This window comes from Prolixibacteraceae bacterium, assembly GCA_019856515.1.
GTDB lineage: Bacteria > Bacteroidota > Bacteroidia > Bacteroidales > Prolixibacteraceae > Halosquirtibacter > Halosquirtibacter xylanolyticus.
The window spans coordinates 5,000,534-5,016,500 of record CP082230.1 but is presented as its reverse complement, the minus strand read 5'-3'; the positions used below and the strand labels follow the sequence as shown (position 1 = coordinate 5,016,500).

Annotated in this window: 10 protein-coding genes; all 10 read left to right on the top strand. The window is 34.6% G+C overall.

The features are described 5' to 3' along the window. Positions 1–518: 518 nt before the first annotated feature. The 10 genes from K5X82_18440 to K5X82_18395 all read left to right on the top strand — a co-directional run bounded on the left by K5X82_18440 (position 519) and on the right by K5X82_18395 (position 15,965). Positions 519–1,892 carry a DUF1800 domain-containing protein gene (locus tag K5X82_18440; GenBank protein ID QZT37180.1) on the top strand — a complete coding sequence of 458 codons (1,374 nt, stop codon included), beginning with the start codon at positions 519–521 and terminating at the stop codon, positions 1,890–1,892. A 2-nt stretch (positions 1,893–1,894) separates the two neighbouring features. Continuing rightward, positions 1,895–3,064: a DUF1501 domain-containing protein gene (locus tag K5X82_18435; protein QZT37179.1), complete on the top strand. Its 1,170-nt coding sequence runs from the start codon at positions 1,895–1,897 to the stop codon at positions 3,062–3,064. Between the two features lie 1,065 nt (positions 3,065–4,129). Further along, on the top strand, positions 4,130–5,869 hold the full coding sequence (locus K5X82_18430) for a hypothetical protein (protein ID QZT37178.1): 1,740 nt from the start codon (positions 4,130–4,132) through the stop codon (positions 5,867–5,869). After that, the gene (locus K5X82_18425) at positions 5,862–6,806 is read left to right on the top strand and encodes a hypothetical protein (protein QZT37177.1); all 945 of its coding nucleotides are present in this window, start codon (positions 5,862–5,864) and stop codon (positions 6,804–6,806) included. The genes K5X82_18430 and K5X82_18425 overlap by 8 nt, the downstream gene beginning before the upstream one ends. Positions 6,807–6,867: 61 nt before the next feature. Then, the gene (locus K5X82_18420; protein ID QZT37176.1) at positions 6,868–9,057 is read left to right on the top strand and encodes a hypothetical protein; all 2,190 of its coding nucleotides are present in this window, start codon (positions 6,868–6,870) and stop codon (positions 9,055–9,057) included. A gap of 3 nt (positions 9,058–9,060) precedes the next feature. Beyond that, on the top strand, positions 9,061–10,851 hold the full coding sequence (locus K5X82_18415; GenBank protein ID QZT37175.1) for a hypothetical protein: 1,791 nt from the start codon (positions 9,061–9,063) through the stop codon (positions 10,849–10,851). A 12-nt stretch (positions 10,852–10,863) separates the two neighbouring features. Next, entirely contained in the window at positions 10,864–12,915 is a 2,052-nt protein-coding gene (locus K5X82_18410; GenBank protein ID QZT37174.1) for a hypothetical protein, read from the top strand. Position 12,916: 1 nt separating this feature from the next. Then, positions 12,917–13,915, top strand: a complete 999-nt coding sequence (locus tag K5X82_18405; protein ID QZT37173.1) for a hypothetical protein — start codon at positions 12,917–12,919, stop codon at positions 13,913–13,915. A gap of 14 nt (positions 13,916–13,929) precedes the next feature. Beyond that, on the top strand, positions 13,930–15,612 hold the full coding sequence (locus K5X82_18400) for a hypothetical protein (protein QZT37172.1): 1,683 nt from the start codon (positions 13,930–13,932) through the stop codon (positions 15,610–15,612). A 17-nt stretch (positions 15,613–15,629) separates the two neighbouring features. Next, positions 15,630–15,965, top strand: coding sequence for a hypothetical protein (locus K5X82_18395; protein ID QZT37171.1), 336 nt, complete (start codon positions 15,630–15,632; stop codon positions 15,963–15,965). Positions 15,966–15,967 lie beyond the last annotated feature (2 nt).

Here is a 15,967-nt window from a genome sequence, read left to right as displayed (position 1 = left end):
AATAAAGAGCATCAAATAGGTCATGTTATAGAAGATAAAAGAGCACTATAAGCTTGTTGATTTTAGAGTAATAGAGAAAATATAAACTATCTTATAATGAGGTAGCATTAGTATGTTTATGCAAATATTAACATGTTAAATTTGGTGTTTACGTGAGTATGTCTTTACCAAATATGGGTCTTCAAAATAAAAAAATCCGTGGTAATCCGTGGCTAAATTTTTCTTCGTGTCTTTGAGCCTTCGCGGTTCACTTTCCTTGTCCTCCAATCAGATCGGGGGAAATACGTCTATCCATTAAATCCGTGGCTATATTATTTTGTAGACGCAAGCATCCCGCATCCACATGCGCTTCGTAGTTGCCTAGTTACTAGTTAAGTTTTACAGCAAACAAAGTAACGTAAGTGTTGTTCTATAAATTGGAATAGATCTTAGATGCCTCCATAAATTTGTTTTAATTGGTATTACTACTATTAAACCTTAGTGGGTAAAATGAGTCTAACCAATGTAAACTATCAACTATGGATGCAAACAACTTATGGTCACTTCGTTTGGGATTTTCTACAGCTGAAGCCGATAAGATCTCAGATTTAGGCTTCTCAAAATACTTAAAGAGATCTCTAAGAGATCATCGAGAGGTACGAGAACCGAAGTTTATAACGCGAAGCCCTAAAACACGCTCTGAACTTAAAATATACAGAAAAAGTAAGACAAAGAATGAATTGAATAAGGAGTTAACAAACATCGGGATGCAGTGGCGTTCGTGGCTTGTGCAGCAGTGTTACGAAAGCAAGAATCCCTTTCAGGAAAAGCTAAATCTATTTTGGCAAAACCATTTTGTTGTTACTTCTCAAAAGGTCAAAATGCCTTATTGGATCTATCAACACTACCAAACCATTAATGATTATTCCTTGGGCAACTACAAAGACCTTGTGACACAAGTGGTGCGTACCAATGCGATGATTAAATACCTCGATAACAACAAGAATGTACGAGGTAAGTTGAATGAGAATCTAGCGCGTGAACTACTTGAGTTATTCACTTTGGGCGAGGGACATTACACCGAGGAGGACATCAAGAATACAGCCAAAGCATTAGCAGGCCTGAATCATGCTAACGGTAGGGCGCAATACAGAAAACGTCAAGAAGACAACTCCCCTAAAACGATCTTTGGAGCCACAGGAAACTTCAAGTTAGATGAGGTCATTGATTTGATCTTTAAACAACCCAATACCCCCTATTTTATCACAGAGAAGATCTTAAAGTGGTTTATTTACGATACACCACCCAAAGAATTGGTTCAAGAATATGGGGATATACTCAAACAAAACAACTTTGAATTACAACCTTTTTTTGAAACCCTATTTACCAAAGAGTATACCAAGCAAACGGCCGGATCGCAGATAAAAAACCCACTGACTTTTACTATTCAACTACTAAAAGACGTGGAGATAAATAAACCCAATTACACTTTTATCGCTTTGTTCTTAAGTACACAAAGTATGGATCTCTATAACCAACTCAATGTTAAAGGATGGGGAGGTGGTAAAGATTGGCTTACATCACAGATATTTTTAAACCGACAACAATTTGTAGATTTTGTTCTGTATGGAAACAAGTCACCATTGGCAAAAAGGCTTGTAAATAGAGTCCAAAAATTAGAAGGAACACGCGTTGTATTTCACCCTCAGTTGGAGTTTAAAAAGTATGCGAAGGCCCAGTCCATTATAGCCGATGTGACCAACAAGATGGTGTTCGAAGTGGATGAAAATATGCAATTAGAGTTAAACAATATTCTACTGTATGACTTCGATGCCCAAGCAAGCAATGCCAACCAGAGCGTTTTGAATGTATATCGATATTTAGCCCGTAGTGCAGAATTTCAAATTATTTAATCATGGATAGAAGATTATTTTTACGACTCTTTGCCTCAGCCACCAGTGGTGCGATGGTAATACCAAATGCGCTTTCCGCATCTACTACCCGTAATAAAGACAGTTTTCATCATGAAAACAAAGTCATCTTCATTCAACTAAATGGAGGAAATGATGGCTTGAACACCTTTATTCCATATGAAGATCCACTATACTACGAGCTACGAAAGACGATTGCTATTCCCAAAGAGAAACTTATCAATCGGAGCAATGGAATCGCATTTCATCCAGCACTCAAAGAGCTGGCAAACATATCGCAAAATGGGGACCTATCCCTAATCCAAAATGTGGGCTACCCTAATCCTAATCGTTCTCATTTTAGAAGTAGAGAGATATGGCAAACGGCATCCGACTCTAACGAATATATCACAGACGGTTGGCTGGGAAGATATTTAGATCACCAATATGGTGACCACAGTTTATCTGGTATCAATATCGATAAAACCGAAAACTTAGCGCTTAAATCAGAGCAGATCAATAACATTACTATTAAAGATCTAACGCGTCTTCATAAGAGCATCCAAGGGACATCTAAACTTGTTTTATCCAACAATCCCCAATTAGATTTTGTGCGTAAGATCTCTTATGCATCCGCTGAGGGGAGTAAGGAGATAAGCCAGGCACTAAAAAAGAGTCAATACTCCACAGGCAGCTACCCTAACTCCGCGTTAGGTAATAACCTAAAATGGATCTCAAAGCTGGTCAAATCCACCTTAAGTACTGACGTATTCTACACCTCTATTGGAGGGTTTGACACCCATCGAAATCAGCTTTTTATGCACCAAAGGAAACTAAAAGAGGTCAATGATGCCGTATATGCTTTGTATGAAGATCTAAAGAGAGATGGTTTTATCGAAAATACCACCATTGTACTGTTCTCTGAATTTGGAAGAAGAGTCAAAGAGAATGGCTCAGGAACCGACCATGGAACCGCAGGACCTATGGTCATTATTGGAGGAAATAACAAAGGACAGATCATTGGAGGCAACCCAAACTTAAGAGACCTAGATCATGGGGATCTGAAATATCAGATCGACTTCCGTTCTGTTTACGCCTCGCTACTTAAAGATAAACTCAATTTCAACCCCACACTCCTAGACATCCAACAAAACCCCTTAAAAGGGCTGTTTTGAGCCTTAAACAACGATTTAAATCCAGCATCAAATAAATGCTCACGCTATCTTTCGATACTGTACTGAAATCGTTGTTTAAATTAGAATTTAAGAGTTTCTTTCATGGCAAAATCACTTAATGAATGAAATAACGTTAAATATCTGAAGTACTATGTTCATTCATTGAGTAATCGCAAATACAAAATGAATCGATCTCAGTTCATCAACATGAAACGACCCTTATTAGAGGTGACCTAAGTAATTCAACACTTCAGATACACCTTATATAATTGCTAAACTATCTAGCCCACAGCGCGAAGCGCTGGGTATAGATAAAAAACAGAGAAGTGCTGTAAGTCCAATATCTAGAAAAAGGAACTACGTAGAGTTGCAAATAAAATTGATCAGTGGTAATCCGTTGAATCCGTGGCTATGAATTTTCTTCGTGCCTTTGCGTCTTGGCGGTTCATTCACCATAGGCTGCAACTAGATTCATAACTAAAGAACATCTTCATTTTCAAATCAATATTGAATTTACAAGGTATACTTAGCAATCGTTTATGACCTTAAACATGTCATAAAGCTTGCAGATTATTATCCGATATACAATTACCCAACAGTCTATAAATAAAGATTATTGTAAAACCGTTAGTAAGAGAGGCTCTTGGTAAAGACGTTTTCTTGTGTCTAATTAAAACCAATCTGTATCTTATGCATTTTAAGAGACTTTCTCAAAGAACAGATACATTTAGTTTTCACAGTAAAAGATAGGGGCTTTAATCATTTTTTTTCATTAAAACTGGATCTTTCCGAAACTTAATGGATAAATAAATTGTTGTCTTAGTATAAAACCTTAATAACATGAAAGTTTTATTTACAAATATACTTAGTTACTGGCAAATTCGATTTTATAACGGTGAATAAACATTACTCAATATGATTATTCACCAAATCACGGAAAGAGCCATGAAACTTAACGAGTATGTCAAAGTAAAAAGAGTTTATGGAAGCTATCCAGACTATACAGCTAAAGAATATGTCTATAGAGATATGTGGCGAAATAAATCTTAAGAAGGTATACAAACAATGAATAGTTCAACATATAATGATCAAGTTTTTAGAGGAATCCCTGATTGGCAAGGAGTCTTTAGTGAGGATGTTTATCAAGTTCTTCCAGCTTGGGAGGATAATAATTTATTCTTTGCTTTACCAAATCAGATGAAGCTAGCCGAATTAGCAAATAATCAACCCGATTTCTTTCTATCTTTTGTTTCTGATCATAACGATCCATCAATCGATAACGCATTATACTCAAACTTAACAATTGGGCTTGTATCTAATTTACAGCTAGATACTGCACGAGAAAATTTACGCAAACAAAATGAAAATTCAATTCTAGTTCCAAATGCATTTTCTTCTGAAGTATATTGGCATTTTGAATGTGATGATCAGCATGAAACATATCCATTTGCTTGGGAGAGTGCAGGAAGTACTCGAATAGTTTCTAGACTTAGTGCAAAAACTGGTAATTTAATATATGCAGCTTTAGTCAATAATTCTGTTTCTATATGCAGAATTGCTATCGAGTGTGGTGTAGTAGCAATGTTACCTAGGGTGAATGAAAAGGTAACACTTGAATCCGCTTCTATAATTACAGAGTTAAAAAAACTGAATACTAAAGGAACTGATGAAATCCCATTTCAAGAGGTGATTAGGTATTTTCAACAGAAAGGAAAAAGCAAAGAGGAGAGCTTTGCATTGGCAGGTAGAATAAATCATTTTTTTGGAAAGCCAGCCCCATGTCTTGATATTACAGGTGGTCCATTTATAACATTAGCAAATGTACCTGACACAGTTACTTGGGATTTGAATGAGTTATTGATTACTTCTACACCAAAATTGCTAAATTTTGATCCGTTTACACCTATTATTGAAAAAGGACAACGTAATGAGGTAGTCGTATTTTCGAAAATCCCAGCTTTACCTTTGGATCTATTAAGTGAAAAAGTTCTAGTGGCAACAGTTTTACCCACCAATATTCAACAATGCATTGAAATTGATGTAAATCTTCGGGTAAGAGCAGAGTTCTCTCAAACAAAACAAGCAGAATTAACAACAATACCTATTTATTCTCCTGACGCTCCTTACCAAGAATCAGAACATATACTAAAATTTTCAAAAGCAACACCACACCCATATGAAGTGAAAGTTACAGCAGTGTATTATGGTAATGTACAGGAGACCAAATGGTTTGAGAAAACAGGTAATTACTTGTTTATTGGTTGGAATAATTTACCAGGAAAACTAATCAATATTACGGCTAAAAAAGATGTCTTTTCTCAAGCAGAAATAGAGGTTTCAATTGTGAAAGGGAAAACAAAAAATCTAGATACTACCATTTCTAAGGATGAACCTTCAGCAGCTTTTCTTTTACCCATAGAATTAGCAAATGGACATGTAGAAATTATCGCAACAGATTCTTTGAATAAAGAAAATTCAATTGTACTTGAACTGCCAACACATTCAATAGACTTAGACCTATACACTTTTCCTCAATATGGTGCTCAAACAGCAGAAGTAGAAGTCGAATTTGAGAATTCATTGACAGAAATAGACATTGAATTTAAGCCAATATTTGGAAATGACTTTACGACCAAACTGCATTTCACAAAAGAAAAACCAACCAACACATATTATTATAATAGTCTCCAATTATTCAAAAATGGATATCAATATCGACTAGTACAAGCAGGGCAGAAACAGCAATGGTCAACCCCTAAGAGACCAGATGTTAAACTTAAAATAAACTTAAATAATCATGAATAATTTACCACAAGGGTTTTATGTAGACCATTTATACTGTTTTCCTATTGGACCTTCTGGATCTCAAGAATTTTACTACTTGCCAACAGCTCCAAGCATTGAAGTCGTAGGAAATGAAGTGAAAGCAAGTTTATTAAACAGTGATGATGCAGCTGTCCTTGCGCTTCAAATTATATGGGAAGCAGATGCAAATACAATTGATAAAGCAAAGTCAGAAATCAGAAATCGTTACCCAGATCTTAGTCTAATCAATCTTAATGTAGCAAATTTAAGAGGGGTGACAGCTACTTTGAATATAAATAAAAACGGAAAAGTTCTTCATTCAATTGGACCTATTAATACTTCTGGTCCGAATGTATTTAGAGTGGCACTTCAAGATACTTTACGAGCATCAGAAAAAGAAGCTGTACTCAATACTTTTGATGCAGGAAAAACAGGAATCATCACTATTACTTACAATAGTGAGTTGCATTTGAACGAGGTTGCTGATGCAGAATTTGTTGGAGATTTGGCAGAAGAGGTAAAAGCACTTGCACCAAGAGAGGTTGTGGAAAAAGGTCATTGGGGTAAAAAAGATAAAGTTGTTTTAACACCAAGTCCATCACTTCAAGAATGTAAAGATGATGTCAATAAATCTATCGCAAACAAAAGTTTGATAATCCAACATAAAAATTCTGCAAATGTTTCGCAACAGGCAAAAGATACTGTTAGTCAAGAATTAATAAATGATATCGCTCAAAGAATCTTCAGTAAAATTAAGCAGATGGGCAAAAACGCTCAGTATATGTCTTCTTTTGCTATCAGCATAAAAAAGACAGAACCAGAATCAATCAAATTCGATTTGAATAATTCTTATGATTTAGAAGAAACAATTACCACAAATGGGGGACAAAAATTAATTAAAAACTCATCAACCAGTATTCCAGAACCGAAGAGGTAGAGTAACCAGTTTACTTCTTTAATTTATATAAATTAAATTTGAACACCTTTAAAAAAATACTATGTTAACCATCTCTCCTGCAGTATATGCAAAGAATATCCCTAGCCTATTTGGTCCTATGGATTACATCTTATTTCCAGATAGCGAAAAAAAAGATTCTTATTATGCAATGGCTGAACGCCCAACATTTCAAGTAGATGAAAACGGAGACCCCCGTTTCAATCTTACTTGGTATTTCGGATCAGGTGAAACTCCTGGAGGTATCTGTAGTATGACTGTTGCTCTTCCAATTCCTAATACAGATAACGAAGATGTAAAGTCAAAAATCTTAGCCGCGCTTACGACAGATCAAAAAACAAAAGATATAGCTCAAAAAACTTTTGATTTATGCATAGCAATGGATGCAAAAGATAAAGATAAGATTCCTAATCTTAAAAAAGAGCTTGGATTTACTGATGCTGTAGCTGAAGAAAAATATAATCTTTATAATAAGGTATCTGATTGGACTCAATTCTTACCAAACAAAGATAGTTTGAATATTCATCCAATGCCTTATAAGTCCGGTAAAGTGACTGTTCAGGCATTTGCGAATGAAGATGCATATCAAAAAGGAACACCAGCTGCTGATTCAGGAGCAATGACAACAACTCCATCTTTAATGAATAGCAATGATGCCGTTGTTACTTTTAATTTACAAGAATTAGGAGCAAATTTATTCTGGCAAGGAATGGGGGGATATCCTCTAAACAATAAAGGAGATGAAGCACCACCTTCATACGATGAAGTTGTTGGAGGGGCTAGTATTATTACTGTTAGTTATAAAGTAGAATTCGATGGATTATTACCTGCTGCAGAAGCAGTAGTTACTTTGAATAAAGAGGTAATGGCGAAATTGGATATCAAAGATGTTGTAAAGAGAGGTTCTTGGGGTAGACGATATACTGAAAGAGAGGTTAGAGGAAAAGAGTATCAAGAAGCAATTAATAACAGTACACAAATCACCATCCCTTCTGTAATTGATCAAGGAGATACAAAACAAGATATTACCAAGCTTCTTACCGATTGGTCAGCGAAACAGTTAGAAGAAATGGTTTCTTCTCAGATGCCAAATGTAAATATGGATGATTTAAAACTTGGAGAGGTAGAAAAAATAAAGACTGTAAGTGAACAACAACGTAAATATAGTTTAACACAAGCAGTTACAATTCCTAAATATCCTCAAGCTCAATTATCTAAAATTAGTTCTTTAATAAAGAATCCTAATCCACAAGAGTTGAAAAAGTTTTTCCAATTAATCAATCTTAATGACAAACCATATTTTGATGTAAACTTAACTATTGGAACTCCTTCGATTTCAAGACTTAAAGAATTACAAATTAATGAATTTGTAATTACAAGTTTAGAGTATTATGATTCAAAGTTACGTGATAAAGAGAATAAAGAAGTCAGTACAATTTCTTTTAATTCAAATGAAGCACAACCTGCTAGTAAAGAATTAACAGGTACTTTTGCAAAAGACGGAAAAACTAAAGGATTGAAGTACAGTTATTTAATCTCCTACAATGATGGGACTCCATCTTACCGTGCTGAAAACATTAAACAATCTGGTGATGAAAACTATCTTGATCTTAGTAGTTTAAATTTAGGTGTATTAAATCTGGCAGTTAAAGGGCAAGATTTACCTTGGGCAGTTTTATCAAATGTAAACATTGAGGTTGATAGTGATGGCTGGACAGGTTCTACAAGATTAGATAAAGAGAAAACAACAGGTAATATCATCAAGCCTATTGGTAAAGACATTGAAACTGCACCTACTTATAAAATTACTTACAATTTAACATCAGGAGCACCTGTTACAAAAACTGGTACAGTTGAAAACTTTGTAAATGGTCAAGGAACAATCATCTTGGAATCTCCTCTTGGCGATGGAGTTTATGATATTTATTTTGAATTAGATAATGGTGTTTCTCAAGCTGATTTAAGAGTTGTTTATACAATGGCAGATGAAGTAGGGTCAGATCATGTATTTAAAGGAATGATCAGATTAGATGAAGCAAATTCAGGGACTACGACTTGGAAAGTTCCAGCAAAAGCAGGTTCACAAAGTTCAAACTTCAAAGTGGTAAAATTAAGAGTCACAACTACAAGTGGTCAAACTTCAAATGTGTCTAATCTTTCTGGAGGTACTGTAGCTCCTTTACAAAATAATACATTGATCACTGTTCTTGAGGATGGGCTATCAAACTTCTAGAAGATGTTAGTCAATAATAAACAAATTATAATACAAGGAATGGAGGATGTTTTGGTATACCAAGACGCCTCTATTCCAACTCGATTTTACTATTGTTCTGCAAAACCACGAATTGCCAAAAATGAATCAGTATATCAACTCCAACTATTGCATTATAGTCGAATTACAAATAAATACGCGGGAATGTTATCGTTTGTAATTGACCTTGAATTAAATGATGATGCTTTAATACAATTGAGAAATAAACTTGGTAAGGATGCTGAACTAGTTCCATTTCCATGGTTGTCAGGAAAAGTAAATGCTATGTTGATTGGAGGAGAACCATTGTCTTTTACTCCTTCATTATTTGGGAGTAATTCCACAGCAATCAGTATGAACCTAACTATGGAACAATACCTGCTCTTGACAAGAACAGATGATGAAAAACAGTTTGCTCCTCTTTCTGTAGTGTATAGCCTAGCATTTGAAGTTCTGAGACAAGCTTATTCATATAGCGTTAAGTTTGATGCCGATAAATTTAGAAAGTGGATTCAAAAGAAGTCAAAGGCTGGATTGGTATTTATAAGTTTTGAAAAAGTAGAAACTTATGAAGAGCTAAAATCATCTGATGTTATTGAAATTGTTTCTGAAAGCACAACTGGAGAAGAGCCTCCAGAAGGTTTTAAAACGGCTTTTTTGGCGAGTATGAAAGCTGTATTAGACCCATTACCACAGTTTAGTCAACCTGGATCTAATAATGATAATGGATGGTCTATTGGTTTTTCTTCAAGTGAAATTATAGATATTCAGAATATTGAGAAGCAGCTTGATTTTAATATGACGATCTCTAAGCCAATGTTACGAAAAGTTTTTTTTCAAAATATTCCACATGGTTTGGTAGAAGCATTAAAAACAGTCAAGGATATTGAGATACCGATAGGTCAAAGCTTTACTCAAAAACTGACCACAAGATGTATGTATGATTTTGATGATGCGTTGATCAATGCAATAGAGATAAGGATATTCAAAACTGGAGATAATGTCAATAATCCGGATTTCAACGTGTTTCATAGCACAAGTGCAAAAGAAAAAGTATTTGACATTGAACATGATCCAAGAGATAAAAAAGCATATCAATATGATTACAATATTTATTTCAAGAATCAGCCTTCAGTGACAAATCATTTGAAAACATCTAGTTTAGAGTTGAAACAAGATATGGCATTTCTTGATATCCTACCAGAACAATTTTACTCGTATCGAGTTTTCTCAATTACTACTGTAGAAGATTTTCCGTGGAAATTAATTAGTAGAGTAAAGGTTGAAATAAATGTAGGGGACGATTTTATAATAAGCCCAAATATTCTTCAATTAACTGATAACTCTCAAACAGGAAAAATCACTGCATTTTCAAAAGAAAAAAAGAGCTTTGAGGATGCGATGTATACAGCAACATTTATTCGCAAGAGTAACAAGTCGATTTCACTTCAAGGATATATTGCTGGTCAAACCATTTTATTAAATCAATTCTCAAAACGAAATATCAGTTTCTATGTGGATAATGATAGTATATGGGATGACTATAATAAGGTGACCATTAGAGTAAGTGAAGGAGAAAACCAAGCGATAAACAAAGGTACAATCACCCTAAATGCTCAAAATACAAAAGTCAATTTTGAATATTGGTATACAGGAAATAATAGAGCAGTAGAGTACCAAGTTAAGTTTAGTGACTCGCAGAAGCAAACATATACATCAAATAATAAGGACAACAAGATTGAAGTCCCATTTACTAAAAAAAACAATCAACTTTAAAATATAATTATCATGATTTTAATAGCCAATAATAAATTAACTGTTGACGGGGTAGATGTTTATCCTGACCACAAAAATCCAAACCAATTTTGGTACATTCCAGGGGAAGTTAAATTAGCAGAGCGTAATGACAAAAAAGAATTATCTTATATCTGGTACATCGATTCTGTGTCTGATAGTAATGGAACAGGTTTCCTTAATTTCGAGGTGAATACTGCCGTTTCTCAGGCTACAATAGATAAAATTACACAACAGGTTGCTAGTAAAAACAATCTTGATAAAAGCAAAGTAGCCCTTTCGACATTACCTTACACAAATGGCAATGTAAACTTCTCTGTATTAGGTCCAATTGCTAAAAAAGCGGATGAGAGTGTAAAAGATGACAACTCTGTATTGCGTGTAAGTGATGAGCAGCTTGTATGGTCTGCAGGTTCTTCTTCATTAGTAGGTGATAACAGTGCAGTGTGCTCTGTTAAATTTACGAAAGAAGGAAAATTAGCGGCAGCAATGAAACAGGCTATTGAGCAAAAATCTAATGCGATTTCAGCAATTTATAGTCTTGAGTTTTTAGCAATGCGTCCTGCCATTACATTTTCTGTAAAAGGAACATTGGAAAAAACGATTAAAGATTTTCAGGCAAATATAGGAACACAAATCCCTCTTGAATCTTTTATCTTAGACCTTGGAATTCAAGGACAATGGCAAAGAATAATGGAAAAAACAGACCTAAAAATTACGGTTGAGAACTATATTGGCGATGAAACTGAAGGTTTAAAGTGGGCAAAACAGATTGTTCTTGATTATGTATTAAAGAACTTCTTTGAGGTTCAAATCAGTAAACAAGATGATAGTTGGAGCCCTTTAACAAATGCACCAGAGGTAAATGAAGCTGTTCAAAAAGCAAAAAATGTTGAAGAGGTTGCAGGTGAAAAAGCGGATGAAGATGGGAAAACAGGAGAAGAAAAGGACAGTGCTGTAAAAGATGTGGTTGATGCTACCATGACGGTTATTCCAAAAGTAAATATCAGAGCTGCTTATTATGATGGTAGACAAGAGAATACAATTGACTTTTTGTATACTGAAATGAAGGCGATTACTTATCCTGCATTACCACAATCTTTAGTTCTTGAAGGAATAGAGAATCCGGATAGTTACATTTCAGAAATCAATAGAACTGATGATCCATTTGGTTTGCCTTATCCTGTATCTATAGTTGTACCAAATGCAGATGAGTGTATAGCAAAAGAGATTGAGGCAGTTAACATTCAAGCAAAATATCCTGCTAAGGGAGACAACCAAGTGACTTATAAGTATTCTTTAATATCAGGAAAAACAGAAGGTCAAAGTCCTTTCCCTTTCCAAAAAGATAAATCAGGTTCTTTAGATGTTGCTTATTCTGTGGATTATGTTTTTAAAGCTAACGGAGCTTATAATGCAGCACAAAGTAAATATACTGTAACAGGTGATAGTGAAAACCAAATGATTACTGCATTGCCTGGTGAATCATTAGATTTCTTATCTCTTGACCTTCGATTAATAACTAATTTTTATTGGGGAGAAGTAGATCAAGTAATTGTTTCATTAACCAGCTCAAAATGGGAAGGTGGGAAGCTAGTTGTGTTTAATAAAGGTGCTGAAAATTCTCAAATATTGAAATTTCGCTATGATGCAAAGTTCAAAAACAATCTAATTCAATACAGTGTGAAATTTATGAGTGGAGGAACTGAAGTAGCGAAGCATGATCCAGAACTAGTCGTAGGAGGTTTAATCAATGTTCGTGATCGTTTTGCAAGTCATACTAAAATTACTTTCATAGGAAACTTTGATTGTGATAGCGCTGAAATTTATAGTTCATATGAGGATGGAGAATATTATTGGGGTAATAATATCACACTAAAGAAAGGTGAAACACAATATATTATTGTTCCGACTTTAAAGAAGGTTACAGCAAGCGCAAAAGACTTGAGAGTTAATTATGATGTGACTTTAAGTTCAGGAGATTCTTATTCTGGAGTAACAGAAGGAAAAAAACCAGTTATATTGAAAAACACAGCATTAGTATAAGATGATTTATCAATTACAAGACCACCAATTACAGCAATTGGGTATAGAAAGATCGTTGGGAATTGTGGAAAAAGATGATGCATTTATTGGTGCAGAACTGAAAAAGATAACAGATAAAGCATTCCAATGTTTTGATACAAATGATTCTTGGACTTACAGTTTTCTAAATAGAACTGGAGCACCATTAGAGTATTCATTTAATACCATGTCTAACGATCTTCGCTATACATTGGAAGTAGGAAAACCGCAATTGAGTCCTACTTCTAAATTATCTCGCATCGAAGATTTATTGGAGCAGTTAGAATTTAGTTGGTCCAAATCTGAGGTGGAGTTATATATGGAAAAACTTCAACAATACCAAAGACTAGAGTGGGGCGCATGGTTTGGAGTTCGACATGGAAAAGGAAAGACCGAATTTAAAAAATATGCTGAAATACCTTCATTAGGAAAAGTTAATGACTTTTTATTGAAGAAATACCTTCCAGAATTTCTAAGATCAGAACAAAGTTTGGCAACACCAGTGATGTTGGGAAATAAATTAAGTTCAGAACGATGCGAAATTTACTTTGATCTTAACCATAGAAGTATAACCGTGAGTGATCTTCGACAACATCTTGCTTATGTTGGTTTAGAACATCGAACAGAGGTATTAATGGAATTGGTAAAATCATTCCTTTTTCGCAAAGAATCAGAAGATACAGAATATTTACCAGAAGCACAATGGGGGTTTAGCTATTCTGTTTTACCAGACTCAAAACATGCTGCATTTTCATTGTATGCAATGACAACTGGATTGTATGGAGGCGACGGTTTTGTAAGACAACAATTCTTAGAAAACTCATTAACACAAGGATGGGATGCTAAACTTTATGCAGAGTTAAGTGCTCCAATAGGAAGATGGGGATTACGATCTGGTTATCACAACATGATCTCTTTTGTAATCTCTGAACATGATAGTGGTTATCATTTATCACTAAGTCCACCACCATCACAACCTTAAAAACACTAAACAAAATGTCTATATCAAATCTAAAAGTCCTGAAAGGACGTGCTATTCGCAGTGAATTAGGAGATGCGCTTATTAACCCAGACCCCAGTTTAACAAACGAGGTAGTATTTCAATCTGCTAATGGCGGCTTAAGTTACTTACCGAGTTTCGAAAATGCTTCAGAAGCAGTGGATAGTACAACCGCTTTTGAACCGAGTTTATCTGAAGACGGAGAACTTACAATGTATGTGAAACCTATTCCTCCAGTTTCGATTAAAAATAAGGTGAGAAATGCTACAATGGCAGACCATTCAAGCTTTAGTTTAGTATTGGATACAAGTGGTAATGGAACAAGAATTCCATTGACAAAAACTGATATCAATGGATATCATAAACTAACCGCAACATTGACAGGTAATAACCTAAAAGATGCTAAAGATTCGCTTCATAACACGAATCCAAATGTGGCAATTGAAATAACTCAAAAACAAGATATTGCAGTGTTTCAAACCAATGATTTTATTACAAAAAATTGGTCTAATAAAGAGATTAAGGATGGTTTATTTGCTTCAATGGGAGGTCTTTCAATGGATTCACCAGATGCATTTTATAATATTGCTTCTTCAGCAGACAGTGATTATCCTAATCAATTTTTGGTAATGGATATTACCTATGTTTCACAAATCTCTGCACCGTCTTTACCAGGGTTTGTACGTTGGCAAGTAAGTCATGACGGGCGAGCTTATAACTATTACCAAGACAATCGAGATTTACGTCGTGTATTTTTTATCCCTGATTACTTTGTATTTGCTAAAGGACCTAAGGGCCAACCAACAGTGGCAATATTACAGTTTTTAGTTCCAGAAGGAGCAAAAAGTGTAGAGCAAGTCAATGTAACTTTCCGTTTTTATGGTTCTCCATATGTGGATATGGTTAGAATTGTAAAAGCTTCTCAATCGTTAAAAGACGAGCTTGGTTTTTTGCCAACTATGGTATCAATAGAAAATGCAAATGGTAGTGAGAAAACATTTACATTGTTTTTACCAAATGAAGAGGATACAAGCAGTAAAAATTTGCCTCAACCAAAAGCAACAATTCATTTTACAGAGGATAATAAGAAAAATGGAGGGTTAAGAGATGAAGTGCATCTAAACTTTAAACAGTTTACAGGAGTTTGGGCAGCGATACATAGTACAGCACCAGAAAATCCATTATTCAGAGGTTGGGTTGATTTGACTTTATCACAAGGAAAGTTCAAAGAGAAAATTAACTTTAATGCAAAGGTTCCTGCTGATCAACAAGCAGCTCTTTTTGATTCAATTCTTGATCAAAACTCGCAGAGAGCTTATGATACTCAATTAAGTGTAAATACAGTCCCTGCTCTTTTTAATCAAAAAACTAAATTTGATAACGGCGGAGAACATCAAGTATATCAAATTGAGTTAAGTTTTTATAAATCAAGCATAACTTCTCAAAACATTGAATTGGATAAAGCAAATCTAAAAGGTACAGTTACCATCGAGCAACCAATCCGTGATATTGTTTTAGGATTACAAACTCCAAACGAATATACATATACATTGAGAGTTATTTGTGATGATGGAACAATGTATACATCTGATCGAAAAATTAAGACAGGAGAAACTATATGGATTACTCCTCAAGTCATACAAGACGCAGAGAAACAAGAACAAACAACATATTCTTAATTTCTAAAATAAACGAAATGGCAGGAAGAAAATACTTCACAAACGCTACTCCCTATACTTTATGGGTAACATTGATAATTCGTGAATGTGCTGATCCAAGACATACTGCAGGAACAAAAGATTTCTCGTTAAATTCTGGACAGTCTCTATGGGTAGAGTATGGAAATAATATCAATATTTTTCTTAATGGAATTCAAATAACAGCAGTTTTGGATGGTAGTATTGTTTCACAACAATACATTGTTATCCAAAGAAGTTCAAAGTTAGATAATATGCTAAATATGAGAAATGGAGTAACATTTACATATAACGCAGGAACAAATTCATTTGGTATAAACACAAAACAAGTATAAAT

Excerpts from the sequence above, each read along its gene's own strand:
- K5X82_18440 (QZT37180.1), top strand. The coding sequence starts at position 519 with ATGGATGCAAACAACTTATGGTCACTTCGTTTGGGATTTTCTACAGCT.
- K5X82_18435 (QZT37179.1), top strand. The coding sequence starts at position 1,895 with ATGGATAGAAGATTATTTTTACGACTCTTTGCCTCAGCCACCAGTGGT.
- K5X82_18410 (QZT37174.1), top strand. The coding sequence starts at position 10,864 with ATGATTTTAATAGCCAATAATAAATTAACTGTTGACGGGGTAGATGTT.
- K5X82_18420 (QZT37176.1), top strand. The coding sequence starts at position 6,868 with ATGTTAACCATCTCTCCTGCAGTATATGCAAAGAATATCCCTAGCCTA.
- K5X82_18415 (QZT37175.1), top strand. The coding sequence starts at position 9,061 with ATGTTAGTCAATAATAAACAAATTATAATACAAGGAATGGAGGATGTT.
- K5X82_18400 (QZT37172.1), top strand. The coding sequence starts at position 13,930 with ATGTCTATATCAAATCTAAAAGTCCTGAAAGGACGTGCTATTCGCAGT.
- K5X82_18430 (QZT37178.1), top strand. The coding sequence starts at position 4,130 with ATGAATAGTTCAACATATAATGATCAAGTTTTTAGAGGAATCCCTGAT.
- K5X82_18395 (QZT37171.1), top strand. The coding sequence starts at position 15,630 with ATGGCAGGAAGAAAATACTTCACAAACGCTACTCCCTATACTTTATGG.
- K5X82_18405 (QZT37173.1), top strand. The coding sequence starts at position 12,917 with ATGATTTATCAATTACAAGACCACCAATTACAGCAATTGGGTATAGAA.
- K5X82_18425 (QZT37177.1), top strand. The coding sequence starts at position 5,862 with ATGAATAATTTACCACAAGGGTTTTATGTAGACCATTTATACTGTTTT.